The following is a 12,927-nucleotide window of genomic DNA, read 5'->3' as shown; positions in this document are numbered from 1 at the left end:
GTGTCAGCGACGGTCCAGACCGGACAGTCGCCAGGCCAACGCACGGCGCACGGCGGGTAGCTTTCCGGCCAGTCGCATCACGCGGTTGCGGATCGCGCGGCGGCGCGCGGTCGCCAGATCGGTGAGCCGGCTCGCCATCGACACCACGCCTTCCGCGGTGCGGTGACGGGTTGCGGCGTACTCGTCGAGCACGCTGTCGGGGCTGCCGGTCAGCACTTGCGCGAGGCTGTGCGCGACCGCGACGGCGTCCTCGATGCCGAGGTTCATGCCCTGACCGCCCGCGGGCGAATGCACATGTGCGGCGTCTCCGGCCAGCAGGATGCGGTTGTGCCGGAACGAGTCTGCGATGCGATGGTGGACCCGGAAACGCGATCCCCATACGACGCTTTCGACGACTGCGGGCCGGGCGACCGGTCCGCGCTCGTCGAGCAGGCGCTGCACGAACGCGACATCGGGATGCTGCGGTGCCTCGTCGGCGGTCGCGACGATGCGGTACATCCCGTCGGGCAGCGGCGCGACGACCACGAGGCCGGCCGGTGAGAAATAGAGGACGACCTCGTCGGCGGGCACTCCGCCCGAGAGCCGGACGTCGGCCAGTGCGAACGACTCCGCGTAGGTGCCTCCGCTGAACGCGATGCCGGCTTGCTCCCGGACCGTGCTGTGCATCCCGTCCGCCCCGACGACGTATCGAGCGGTGATCTGCTCGCCGTCGGCGAACGTGGCGACGACGTGCGTCGGGTGCTGTGCGATCGCGGTGACCGTGGCCGGGCGAATGACCTTTCCGCCGAGATCTTCGAGGCGGTTGAGCAGGAATGCTTCGGTGTCGGCCTGCGAGATCATCAGCGTGTAGGGGTAGCGCGTGGGCAGGTCGTTGAACGGAACCGCGATGAGAAGGGCGTCGCGGTCGCGGATCGTGAACGTCGGTGTGTGCACGCCACGCGCGACCAGATCGCCTGCCACGCCGTAGGGCTCAAGAAGCTCAAGTGTGTGTGAGTGGACGACGGCGGCCCGCGACGTGTTCGCCCCTTCGGGCTGACCGTCAACGACGACGACGTCATGTCCGAGTTGGGTCAGCACGATGGCGGCGGTCAGTCCGACCGGTCCGGCCCCGACGATCAGCACGTCTTTCATGTCCGTTCCTCGCTTCCATTTTGTCAACAACTGTTGGTCAACGCTTGTTGGCATCACGCTATGCGCGTCGTGGCGGGATGTCAACAGATGTTGGCCTACACTTGTTGGCATGAGGCGACCGGCAGCAGAGACGAAGTCCGTCATCCTGGCCGCGGCGCGCGAGCGATTCGCGGCCGACGGTTACGAGCGCGCGACCATTCGCGCCATCGCGGCCGACGCGGCGATCGACCCGTCGATGGTCATGCGCTATTTCGGCAACAAGGAAGGGCTGTTCGCCGCGGCGGCCGAATTCGACCTGGAGCTACCGAACCTCGGCGAGGTGCCGCGTGACCAGATCGGGACGGCTTTGGCCGCTCATTTCCTGGAGCGCTGGGAGCGCGACGAGGCACTGCTGATCCTCCTGCGCGCGGGGGTCACCAACGAAGCCGTCGCCGAGCGGATGCGAACGATCTTCGCCGCGCAGCTCGCCCCGGTCATCGCCAAGACCACGGGCCACGCCGCCGACACACCGCAACGGGCCAGCCTGGCGGCCTCGCAGGTGCTCGGCATGGCGCTGTGCCGCTACGTGCTGGCGTTTCCGCCGCTGGTGGATATGGACCGTCAGCAGATCGTCGACTGGATCGGGCCCACGCTGCAGCGATATCTGGTGGGTTAGATGCGCGCGATCACCGAGGCGAGCAGCGCGCCCATCCGCGTCGCCGACTGCCGTCCGGCTTCCAGCACCTCGGCGTGGCTGAGCGGTTGGCCCGTCATACCCGCGGCGAGGTTCGTCACCAGTGACACCGCGAACACCTCGGCGCCGGCCGCGCGGGCCGCGATCGTCTCGTGCACGGTCGACATCCCGACCAGATCGGCGCCGAGCGTGCGCAGCATCCGGATCTCGGCTGGCGTCTCGTAGTGCGGTCCCGGCAACCCCGCGTAGACGCCTTCGGCCAGGTCGGGGTCGATCTCGCGGGCCACCGCACGCAGGCGCGGTGAGTAGGCGTCGACCAGATCGACGAACTGCGCGCCGACCAGGGGTGAGCGCGCGGTCAGGTTGAGGTGATCGCTGATCAGCACGGGTTGGCCCACCTCGTACTCCGGGCGCAGACCGCCGGCGGCGTTGGTCAGCACGACCGTGCGCACGCCGGTCGCGGCGGCCGTGCGGACCGGGTGGACGACGTGCTGCAGGTCATGCCCCTCATACGCGTGGATACGGCCGACCAGAACCAGAACCCGATGTGCGCCGATGCGAACCGACAGCACCTGGCCGCCGTGACCGGCCGCGCTCGGCGGCGTGAAACCGGGAAGCTCGGCCATCGGCACCACCGCCACCGGATCGCCGAGTTCGGCCACCGCGGGGGCCCAACCTGATCCGAGGACCACTGCCACGTCGTGGTGTTCGGCGCCGGTGCGCTCGGCGATCGCTTCGGCGGATGCGAGAGGCGAGTCGGGCTCTGCGGACGCGAGGCTGTCGGTCACGATAGGCGAGCTTAACCGCGTCTTCGCGTGGGTGAGATACTGCGAAGATGCCCACCGCCACCGCATCGCTATGCGTCGAGGATGCCGTCAACCGGCGTCGTGGCGACCTTGTCGAACTGTCGCACTCGATCCACGCCGAGCCGGAGTTGGCCTTCGCCGAACACCGCAGCTGCGCCAAGACCCAAACTCTGGTCGCCGAGTACGGGTTCGAGATCACCGCGGCGCCCGGCGGGCTCGACACCGCGTTTCGGGCGTCGTACGGCAGCGGACCGCTGGTGGTCGGCGTGTGCGCGGAATATGACGCGCTGCCCGAGATCGGACATGCGTGCGGGCACAACATCATTGCGGCGTCGGCGGTCGGGACCGCGCTCGCGCTGGCCGACGTCGCCGACGAACTCGGGCTGACCGTCGTGCTCGTCGGCACGCCCGCAGAGGAGCTCGGTGGCGGAAAGGTGTTGTTGCTCAACGCCGGAACATTCGACGACATCGCGGCCTCGGTCATGCTGCATCCCGGCCCGGTCGACATCGCCGCAGCCCGTTCGCTGGCGCTCTCGGAGGTGACCGTCGAGTACACCGGCCGTGAATCGCACGCCGCCGTCGCCCCGTATCTGGGGGTGAACGCCGGTGACGCGGTCACCGTCGCGCAGGTCGCGATCGGCCTGCTGCGACAGCAGCTGATGCCGGGACAGATGGTGCACGGCATCGTCACCCACGGCGGCCAGGCCACCAACGTCATCCCCGGCCGCGCCGAGATGCGCTACACGATGCGGGCGACCGATATGACGGCGTTGCGCGAACTGGAAGGACGCATGGCGGGGTGCTTCGAGGCCGGTGCGCTGGCGACCGGCTGTGAGCACCAGGTCACCGAGACCGCGCCCGCCTATGCCGAGCTGCTGCCGGATCCTTGGCTTTCGGAGACCATCCGCGCCGAGATGGTTCGGCTCGGCCGCGAACCGCTGCCCGAGAGCGTCGAAGCCAGCGTGCCGTTGGGCAGCACCGACATGGGCAACATCACGCAGGTGATGCCGGGTATCCATCCGGTGATCGGCATCGACTCGGGTGGCGCGGCCATCCATCAGCCGGCCTTCGCGACGGCCGCGGCCGGCCCGAGCGCGGACAAGGCTGTGGTGGAAGGCGCAATCATGTTGGCGCGCACCGTCGTTCGCTTGGCCGAAACACCTGTCGAGCGGGACCGCGTTCTCGAAGCGCAGGAGAGGAGGCGGGCGCGATGAGCGTGTTGCCGCACGCCGCCGCGCGGTGGTTGTCGGCGAACTACGACGAGATGGTGTCGTGGCGTCGCCACATCCACGCCCACCCCGAACTGGGTCGCCAGGAATTCGCCACGACGGAATTCGTCGCACGCCACCTCGCCGACGCCGGACTCAACCCGAAGGTGCTGCCCGGCGGAACCGGGCTGACCTGTGACTTCGGGCCGGAGGACGGGCCGCGGATCGCGTTGCGCGCCGACATGGATGCGCTGCCGATGGCCGACCGGACCGGTGCGTCATACGCGTCGACCGTGCCCAATGTCGCCCACGCGTGCGGCCACGACGCGCACACCGCGGTGCTGCTGGGGACTGCGCTCGCGCTGGCGTCGGCTTCCGAACTGCCCGTCGGTGTGCGGCTGATCTTCCAGGCCGCCGAGGAGCTGATGCCGGGCGGCGCGATCGACGCCGTCAACGCCGGCGTGCTCAACGGCGTGTCCCGGATCTACGCGTTGCACTGCGATCCCCGGCTTCGGGTCGGCCGGGTCGCGACCAAGCCCGGGCCCATCACCTCGGCCGCCGACTCGATCGAGATCACCCTGCACTCGCCCGGCGGGCACACGTCGCGCCCACACCTGACCGGCGATCTCGTCTACGGGCTCGGCACGCTGATCACCGGACTGCCCGGGGTGTTGTCACGTCGCATCGATCCGCGGCATGACACCGTCATGGTGTGGGGCGCGGTCAACGCGGGTGTGGCCGCCAATGCCATCCCGCAGATCGGCACGCTGGCCGGCACCATCCGGACCGCCAGTCGCGACACCTGGCTGACGCTGGAATCCATTGTGGAAGAGACGGTTACGGCATTGCTGGCACCGCTGAACATCGAGCACAGCCTCAACTACCGGCGCGGTGTGCCACCCGTCGTCAACGAAGAGGTGTCCACCCGCATCCTCACCCACGCGATCGAAGCCGTCGGCCCCGACGTCCTCGCCGACACCCACCAGTCCGGCGGCGGCGAGGACTTCTCCTGGTATCTGGAAGAGGTGCCCGGTGCCATGGCCCGGCTCGGCGTGTGGAGCGGACAGGGCCCACAGCTCGACTTGCACCAGCCCACGTTCGACATCGATGAGCGTGCCCTCGGCATCGGCGTGCGCACGATGGTCAACATCGTCGCCGCCTCCGCCTGCTGATTGCTTCACCTCGCCTCGCACCGGCCGGGTTGCTTTGCACCGCGAGCGACCGTGTCTGTCCCCCGACACGCCGCATTTGAGCGACATTTTGGCGTCACTCGCGGCCCACGAGCGCCCATAGGCTGTTGGTGTGACGGATACACCCGACGACGAACTGTCAGCCGCAACCGCGGCCATGCGGGAAGCGGAGTCCCTGCAGCGGCGCCTCAACGCCGCAGAAGCGGCGGCCAAGGAGTCGGCCGAGCGGGCCTCGGCGGCACAACGGCAGGTCGCGGCCGAGGCCCGTGACGTGCACAAGCTGGAATCGTTCTCGCTGACGATGATCCTGTCGCATCTCAAGGGCTCGCACGACGACGCGATGGCCCGCGAGACGGCCGAACACCACGCCGCAGAGTACGAGTACCGCACGCAGCAGGCTCGCGCAGATGCCGATCAGCGCCTCGTCGACCATCTCACCCGTCAACACCACGCCCTCGGCGATGTCACGGCCCGCTACGAACAGGCCCTGGCCGTCAAGGAGCGATGGCTGCACGACCACAGTGACCCCACTTCGGTAAGGCTCATCGAAATCGCCGAGCGTCGTGGGCAATTGACCGCCGAGCGCACCGAACTCGAACAGGCGCGGGAAGCCGGTCAGCAGGCACTCGGTGATCTACGTTCGGCCGCCGAACGACTCGACAGTGCGCGGTCATGGTCGGCTTACGACACGTGGTTCGACGGCGGGATGATCGCCAGCATCGTCAAGGAAAATCGCCTCGACGACGTCGCGGTGCTGCTACGGTCAGCCGACAGTGCGCTCCGGCGATTCACGACCGAGCTCGCCGATGTCCATATGGCCGGTGTGCAAGCCGTCGAACTAAGTTCTTTCACAAGGGTTTTCGATGTATGGTTCGACAACTTCTTCACCGACGTCATGGTGCGGGACCGCATCATCGAGGCCCAGGAGAACGTCGACAAGGCAATCGCCGGCGTCAAGCGAATACTCGACGATCTCAGGCAGCGCGAGCAGGGCACCGCCGACGAACTCGCCGCCCTGAAAGGTGAGCGCGCAGACCTTTTGCACCGCACGTAGCGCGACCGTGCGGGTCTGCTGCTCGACACGCTGCAAAACGCCGGCAGAATACGCACGTTCGCCACCGCCGACTGTGCACAACCTGTCGTTCATCCACAGGCCCGTAAACGTCATCTTCCAAATCTCTTGCCCGCCACAGACGATCGTCTGCATGGACTCTCAGCTCACGCAGCTCTTCGACCACCAGCACGGCGTGGCCACGACCGCGCAGATTCTCAATCTCACCACCCGGCATGCGTTCGACCGAGCGGTGAATGCCGGTGTACTGGAACGGATTTGGCAGGGAATCTACTGTCTGGGTGAGCCGACCGACGAACTGCGTCTGCGTGGCCTTGACCTCGCGTCCGGCAAGAAGATCGCGGTGTGTCTCGGCACAGCTGCCGCGGTCCACGGGTTCGATACGGAGTACCCGCCGGACTTGCATGTGCTCAACCCGCCGCGCGGCCAGCTACGTTCTGCCGACGGACTCAAGGTCCACCGGCGGGACGGTGCGCCGTTGACGGTTGTCGACGGCAGATATGTGACCGCGCCGGCGTGGACGGCGATCGAGGTTGCTCGCGGTCTGAAACGTCCGCGCGCGCTCGCCACTCTCGACGCGGCACTCCGCAGTGGCACATGCGGTCGCGCAGACCTCTGGCGCGCGGCCCTCGAGCAGGCCGGGCGGCGCGGCATCGTCAATGTGCGCAACCTCATACCGTTGGCCGATCCGCGCGCCGAGTCTCCGATGGAGAGCGAGGCGCGGCTGGTGATGCTCGACGGCGGCCTGGTTCCCGAACTGCAGTATGAGGTCCGCGATGGCAACGGTCAGCTCAGGCGCCTTGATTTCGCCTGGCCCGAGCAGCAGGTCGCGGTCGAGTACGACAGCGCTGACTGGCATAGCAACCCCGACGCCTTGCTGCATGACCGTCGACGTACCGCGGCGTTGACGGCGGTGGGGTGGAGCGTCATCGCGATCGTGCTCGACGACGTGCGGCACCGGCAAGGGGAGATGGTTGCGCGGATCAGCGCGCAGTTGCGTCACGCTCGCGCGGCATGAGCGCGACGAAAATGCCGGAGAAATGCGGCGTGTCGGGCAACAGACACGCACGCTCGCGGGGCGAAGAAGCCAGAAAGCTACGGGCCGATGTTGCGCGCCGGGCGGGTGCGGAGATCGTGGACGTACTCGGGCGGGGCGCCGGCGATCTCGGCCGCGTCAGCCATGACGCCGATGTAGCGGGCCGACGGCAGGCCGCCTTCCCAGGCGTCGACGACATACAGCCAGGCCAGTACCGGGTCGGTCGTCGTGTCGGACGACAGCCGGTCCACGCGGCAGCGGATCTTCTTGTGGAACCCGAGCTCGGAGCCTTCCCAGCGGTCGAGGGACTGCTCGTCGGCCGGGGTCATGTCGTAGAGCACGACGAACACCTTGGACAGCGGGTCCTCGACGACCGTGGCGAGGGCGCCTTCCCAGCCGATGTCCTCGCCGCCGAAGGTCAGCCGCCAGCCGTGCAGCCACCCGGTTCCCGCCATCGGCGAATGGGGAGCACGCTGGAGCATTTGCTCCGGATGCATGTTGGATCCATACGCGGCGTAAAGCGGCACGGTAAGACAGCTTAATCCGCAAAGTTCGTTAGGTTAGTGCCGTGGTTACCCGCATCGTGATCCTCGGCGGCGGCCCCGCCGGATATGAGGCGGCCCTGGTCGCTGCGGCCCGAGGCCCGAAGGTCGCCCAAGTCACCGTTGTCGACTGCGACGGCATCGGTGGGGCGTGCGTGCTGTGGGACTGCGTGCCGTCGAAGACGTTCATCGCCTCGACGGGCGTGCGGACCGAGCTGCGCCGGGCCCCCAACCTGGGGTATTCGCTGGACTTCGAGCAGGCCAAGATATCGCTGCCGCAGATCAACGAGCGGGTCAAGACGCTCGCGTCGGCGCAGTCCAGTGACATCGCGCAGCGGATGCGCAGTGAGGGCATCGACCTGATCGAGGGCCGCGGCGAACTGATCGACGACGTGCCAGGCATGGCGCAGCACCGCATCAAGGTGACCGGCGCGGACGGACGCATTCGCCAGTTGACGGCCGATGTCGTGTTGATCGCCACAGGCGCGAGCCCGCGTGTGTTGCCCAACGCCGCACCCGACGGCGACCGCATCCTCAACTGGCGCCAGCTCTACGACCTCGACAGCGTGCCCGATCATCTGGTCGTCGTCGGTTCGGGCGTCACGGGCGCCGAGTTCGTCAACGCCTACACCGAACTCGGCGTGACGGTGACCGTCGTGGCCAGCCGTGACCAGATCCTGCCGCACGAGGACTCCGACGCCGCCGCGGTGCTGGAGCAGGTGTTCGCCGAACGCGGCGTCACGCTCGTCAAGAACGCCCGCGCCGAATCCGTGACCCGCACCGAGAACGGTGTGCTGGTCACGATGACCGACGGCCGCACGGTCGAAGGCAGCCACGCCCTCATGACCGTCGGCTCGGTGCCCAACACGACGGGCCTGGGTTTGGAACGGGTGGGCATCGAACTCGGCCAAGGCAACTACCTGACCGTCGACCGGGTGTCGCGCACGTCGGTGCCCGGCATCTACGCGGCCGGCGACTGTACGGGCCTGCTGCCGCTGGCTTCGGTGGCCGCGATGCAGGGCCGCATCGCGATGTATCACGCGCTCGGCGAGGCGGTCGCACCGATCCGGTTGCGGACCGTGGCGGCGGCGGTGTTCACGCGTCCCGAGATCGCGGCCGTCGGTGTTCCGCAGGCCGCGATCGACGACGGATCCGTACCGGCCCGCACGCTGATGCTGCCGCTCAGCACGAACGCCCGCGCCAAGATGTCGAGCCTGAGCCACGGCTTCGTCAAGATCTTCTGCCGTCCGGCGACCGGTGTGGTGATCGGCGGCGTGGTGGTCGCGCCGATCGCCTCCGAGCTGATCCTGCCCATCGCCCTGGCCGTGCAGAACGGCATCCCCGTCGACGATCTTGCGCAGACGTTCTCGGTCTATCCGTCGCTGTCCGGATCGATCACCGAGGCGGCTCGGCAGTTGATGAAACACGACGACCTCGACTAGCCACCACCGGCCCGGCGGCGGGCAAATGGTCGGAGGGCCACGTAGCCTGGGGATCGTGACTGTCCCGATCTCAGCACCGGGCGACGGGCAAACCCTCCTCGGGCCCCAGCAACGGGCGCAAGCCTGGCAGCAATTAGGTAGTGAACAATTCGACGTCGTGGTCATCGGCGGTGGTGTCGTGGGAGCCGGCGCGGCGCTGGACGCCGCGACCCGCGGGCTCAAGGTGGCTCTGGTCGAGGCCCGCGACTTCGCGTCCGGCACGTCGAGCCGCAGCTCGAAGATGTTCCACGGCGGGTTGCGCTACCTCGAGCAGCTCGAGTTCGGGCTGGTGCGCGAGGCCCTGCACGAACGCGAGCTGAGCCTGACGACTCTCGCGCCGCATCTGGTGAAGCCGCTGCCGTTCCTGTTCCCGTTGACCAACCGGTGGTGGGAACGGCCGTATGTGGCGGCGGGCATCTTCCTCTATGACCAGCTCGGCGGCGCGAAATCCGTTCCCGCGCAAAAGCATCTGACCAAGGCTGGGGCGCTGCGGCTGGCCCCGGGGCTCAAGCGGAGTTCACTCATCGGCGGCATCCGCTATTACGACACCGTCGTCGACGACGCCAGGCACACCATGACCGTCGCGCGCACCGCGGCCCATTACGGCGCCGTGGTCCGGACTTCGACGCAGGTGGTCGCGCTGCTGCGTGAGGGCGACCGCGTCACCGGTGTCCAGGTCCGTGACTCCGAGGACGGCAGCACGACCGACGTGCGCGGCCACGTCGTGATCAACGCCACCGGGGTGTGGACCGACGAGATCCAGGCGCTGTCCAAGGAACGCGGCCGGTTCCGGGTACGCGCGTCGAAGGGCGTGCACGTGGTGGTGCCGCGCGACCGGATTGTCAGCGAGGTGGCGATCATCTTGCGCACCGAGAAGTCGGTGCTGTTCGTCATCCCGTGGGGGACGCATTGGATCATCGGCACGACCGACACCGACTGGAACCTCGACCTGGCGCATCCGGCGGCCACCAAGGCCGACATCGACTACATATTGGGCCACGTCAACACCGTGCTGGCCACGCCGCTGACCCACGACGACATCGACGGCGTCTATGCCGGGCTGCGGCCGCTGCTTGCCGGTGAGAGTGAGGAGACGTCCAAGCTGTCGCGCGAGCATGCCGTCGCGGTCCCCGCTCCCGGGCTCGTGGCGATCGCAGGCGGCAAGTACACGACCTACCGGGTGATGGCCGCCGACGCGGTCGACGCCGCCGCGGAGTTCGTCCCGGCCAGGGTGGCGACGTCCATCACCGAGAAGGTGCCGCTCATGGGCGCCGACGGTTACTTCGCGCTGATCAACCAGACCGAACATGTGGGCAGGCATTACGGACTGCATCCGTACCGGGTGCGGCACCTGCTCGACCGCTACGGCGCGTTGATCGGTGAAGTGCTCGCGATGGCTGAGGGCAAGCCCGAGTTGCTGGCGCCGATCTCCGATGCGCCGGTCTATCTGAAGGTCGAGGCCTGGTACGCGGCCGCCGCCGAAGGCGCGCTGCACCTCGAGGACATCCTGGCCCGGCGGATGCGGATCTCGATCGAGTACCCGCACCGCGGCGTCGACTGTGCCCGCGAGGTCGCCGAGGTGGTGGCGGCGGTACTCGGCTGGAGTGCCGAGGACGTCGACCGCGAGGTGGCGACCTATATCGCCAGGGTCGATGCCGAGGTGCGCTCGCAACAGCAGCCCGACGACGAGTCCGCCGACGCGCTGCGCCAGGCCGCGCCGGAGGCCCGTGCCGAGATCCTCGAGCCGGTGCCGCTCAATTGAGAAAACCCGCACCGCTGCCGGTGCGCGACGGGTTGGGACCGGCGCGGGTGCGGGTGCACGGCGGCCGATTGGTCGACGAGTTCGAGCGCCGCTTCGGCGCGGGTGCGAAAGTGCGTGCCGGAGAAGTATTTTCGGTCGACGGCGCCGTGCTCGACGAATCGACCGTGCTGCCCGCGGGTGCGCACGTCTACCTGTACCGCGAGCTGCCCGACGAAGTTGTCGTGCCGTTCGACATTCCGGTCCTGTACCGCGACGACGACATCGTCGTGGTGGACAAGCCACATTTCCTGGCCACCATGCCCCGCGGCAATCACGTCGCGCAGACCGCACTGGTGCGACTGCGCCGGGAACTGGATCTGCCCGAGTTGAGCCCGGCCCATCGGCTGGACCGGCTGACCGCCGGGGTGTTGTTGTTCACGACTCGCCGTGAGCTGCGCGGCCGGTATCAAACGCTGTTCGCGCAGGGCCATGTCGCCAAAACGTACCTCGCCCATGCCCACGGCGAGCCGGCCGTCGCGCTGCCCACCACGCTGCGCAGCCGTATCGTCAAGCGCCGCGGTCATTTACAGGCGGTCGAGGAGCCAGGTGAACCGAACGCCGAAACCTACGTGGAACCGCTGAAAGACGGCCGCTACCGGCTCACCCCGCGCACCGGCCGCACCCACCAGCTGCGCGTGCACATGGCCGCGATCGGAGTGCCGATCACCGGTGATCCGTTCTACCCGAACGTGTTCGACGTGGCACCCGACGACTTCAGCAACCCGCTGCAGTTGCTCGCCCACCGCCTCGAGTTCGACGACCCGATCACGGGCCGGGCACGCGTATTCGTCAGTGCACGCGAGCTGACGGGCGGGTCAGGGACGTAGGACGGCGCGGATGCAGCCGTCGGTCTTGTTCTTGAACATGTCGTAGGCGCGGACACCCTCGTGGAGGGGGAGGTCGTGAGTGATCAGGATCGACGGGTCCAAGTCGCCCTGTGCGACGTAGTCGAAGAACTGCGGGATGTAGCGCTGACCGTGCTGTTGGGCGGTGCGCAGGGTGAGGCTTTTGTTGGTGAGCATGCCCATCGGGAACTTGTCGGTGAGGCCGTAGATGCCGAGAACTGAGACGACGCCGCCCTTTCGGCAGGCCAGGATGGCTTCACGCAGCGGGGCGGCGCGATCGGTCTCCATGCGGAGGGCCTGTTTGGCGCGGTCGTAGACCTGTTGGACGCCGGTGGAATGGCCTTCCATCCCGACGGCTTCGATGACGGCGTCGGGCCCGCGGCCGCCGGTCGCTTCGCCGAGGGCCTCCTGGACGCTGTCGACCTCGCTGTAGTTGATCGTCTCGGCCCCGAGTTGTTGTGCGAGCGTGAGGCGTTCGGGGTAGCGGTCGATGGAGATGACCCGTCCGGCACCGTTGAGCAGGGCACTGCGGGCGGCCATCAAACCGACGCCGCCCGCGCCCCAGACGGCCACGGTGTCGCCGCCGGCGATGTCGCAGAAGTCGGCGCCCATGTAGCCGGTGGGGACGGCGTCGGACATGAACAGGGCTTGTTCGTCGGTGACGAAATCCGGTATGGCGAAGCAGTTTGCGTCGGCGAACGGCACGCGGATGTACTGGGCGTGCGAGCCGGCGTATCCGCCGAACGGATGGGTGTAGCCGTAGATCCCGGCGGTGGGGGAGCCGAGGATGGGCCGCTGGAGTTCGGCATTGGGGTTGGTGGTGTCGCACAGCGAGTAGAGGTCGTGGTCGCAGTACCAGCACCGGTTGCAGGCGATGAACGACGGCACGACGACGCGGTCGCCGACCTTGGTCTCGGTGACCTCGGCGCCGACTTCGACCACCTCGCCCATGAACTCGTGGCCGAAGACGTCGCCTGCACGCATGCCGGGCAGGTAGCCGTCGATGAAGTGCAGGTCGGAGCCGCACGTGGTGGTGAGCCTCACGGCCACGATGACGTCATGAGGATTGAGAATCGCTGGGTCGTCGACAGTTTCGACGGCGAGATCGTTGACGCCGTTCCATACGAGAGCTTTCATGGAGA

General features: G+C 67.9%; 12 protein-coding genes. 8 read left to right on the top strand and 4 right to left on the bottom strand.

The features are described 5' to 3' along the window. Positions 1-3 precede the first annotated feature (3 nt). Entirely contained in the window at positions 4-1,131 is a 1,128-nt protein-coding gene (locus tag ACRCUN_RS03830) for an FAD-dependent oxidoreductase (RefSeq protein WP_462140334.1), read from the bottom strand. A 109-nt stretch (positions 1,132-1,240) separates the two neighbouring features. Between ACRCUN_RS03830 and ACRCUN_RS03825 the strand changes: the two genes are divergently transcribed. Continuing rightward, positions 1,241-1,786 carry a TetR/AcrR family transcriptional regulator gene (locus tag ACRCUN_RS03825; RefSeq protein WP_462140333.1) on the top strand — a complete coding sequence of 182 codons (546 nt, stop codon included), beginning with the start codon at positions 1,241-1,243 and terminating at the stop codon, positions 1,784-1,786. Here ACRCUN_RS03825 and ACRCUN_RS03820 read toward each other — a convergent pair. Next, positions 1,783-2,592: a purine-nucleoside phosphorylase gene (locus tag ACRCUN_RS03820; RefSeq protein ID WP_462140332.1), complete on the bottom strand. Its 810-nt coding sequence runs from the start codon at positions 2,590-2,592 to the stop codon at positions 1,783-1,785. The two genes, ACRCUN_RS03825 and ACRCUN_RS03820, sit on opposite strands and share 4 nt — an antisense overlap. 47 nt (positions 2,593-2,639) lie before the next feature. Here ACRCUN_RS03820 and ACRCUN_RS03815 point away from each other — a divergent pair, with 47 nt between their 5' ends. The 4 genes from ACRCUN_RS03815 (at position 2,640) to ACRCUN_RS03800 (ending at position 7,098) form a co-directional block, all read left to right on the top strand. Beyond that, positions 2,640-3,824, top strand: coding sequence for a M20 family metallopeptidase (locus tag ACRCUN_RS03815; RefSeq protein WP_462140331.1), 1,185 nt, complete (start codon positions 2,640-2,642; stop codon positions 3,822-3,824). Beyond that, positions 3,821-4,990, top strand: coding sequence for a M20 family metallopeptidase (locus ACRCUN_RS03810; RefSeq protein WP_462140330.1), 1,170 nt, complete (start codon positions 3,821-3,823; stop codon positions 4,988-4,990). Before ACRCUN_RS03815 ends, ACRCUN_RS03810 begins: the two co-directional genes overlap by 4 nt. 130 nt (positions 4,991-5,120) lie before the next feature. Beyond that, positions 5,121-6,062, top strand: coding sequence for an AAA family ATPase (locus ACRCUN_RS03805; protein ID WP_462140329.1), 942 nt, complete (start codon positions 5,121-5,123; stop codon positions 6,060-6,062). Between the two features lie 151 nt (positions 6,063-6,213). Then, positions 6,214-7,098, top strand: coding sequence for a type IV toxin-antitoxin system AbiEi family antitoxin (locus tag ACRCUN_RS03800; RefSeq protein WP_462140328.1), 885 nt, complete (start codon positions 6,214-6,216; stop codon positions 7,096-7,098). Positions 7,099-7,175: 77 nt separating this feature from the next. On the opposite strand, the gene ACRCUN_RS03795 is transcribed toward ACRCUN_RS03800, so the two are convergent. After that, the gene (locus ACRCUN_RS03795; protein ID WP_067843146.1) at positions 7,176-7,643 is read right to left on the bottom strand and encodes a gamma-glutamylcyclotransferase family protein; all 468 of its coding nucleotides are present in this window, start codon (positions 7,641-7,643) and stop codon (positions 7,176-7,178) included. 41 nt (positions 7,644-7,684) lie between these two features. On the opposite strand from ACRCUN_RS03795, the gene ACRCUN_RS03790 reads away from it, so the two are divergent. The 3 genes from ACRCUN_RS03790 to ACRCUN_RS03780 are packed head-to-tail and all read left to right on the top strand — an operon-like array spanning position 7,685 to position 11,767. Further along, complete coding sequence (locus tag ACRCUN_RS03790; protein WP_462140327.1) at positions 7,685-9,100, top strand: NAD(P)H-quinone dehydrogenase; 1,416 nt, start codon at positions 7,685-7,687, stop codon at positions 9,098-9,100. A gap of 55 nt (positions 9,101-9,155) precedes the next feature. Beyond that, positions 9,156-10,901 carry a glycerol-3-phosphate dehydrogenase/oxidase gene (locus ACRCUN_RS03785; RefSeq protein WP_462140326.1) on the top strand — a complete coding sequence of 582 codons (1,746 nt, stop codon included), beginning with the start codon at positions 9,156-9,158 and terminating at the stop codon, positions 10,899-10,901. Beyond that, on the top strand, positions 10,898-11,767 hold the full coding sequence (locus ACRCUN_RS03780) for a pseudouridine synthase (protein WP_462140325.1): 870 nt from the start codon (positions 10,898-10,900) through the stop codon (positions 11,765-11,767). Before ACRCUN_RS03785 ends, ACRCUN_RS03780 begins: the two co-directional genes overlap by 4 nt. Here the strand turns inward: ACRCUN_RS03780 and ACRCUN_RS03775 are convergent. Then, on the bottom strand, positions 11,756-12,922 hold the full coding sequence (locus tag ACRCUN_RS03775; RefSeq protein ID WP_462140324.1) for a zinc-dependent alcohol dehydrogenase: 1,167 nt from the start codon (positions 12,920-12,922) through the stop codon (positions 11,756-11,758). The two genes, ACRCUN_RS03780 and ACRCUN_RS03775, sit on opposite strands and share 12 nt — an antisense overlap. Positions 12,923-12,927 lie beyond the last annotated feature (5 nt).

It is taken from the genome of Mycobacterium venezuelense, from assembly GCF_054919535.1.
This window is presented reverse-complemented; position numbering and strand designations above follow the sequence as displayed.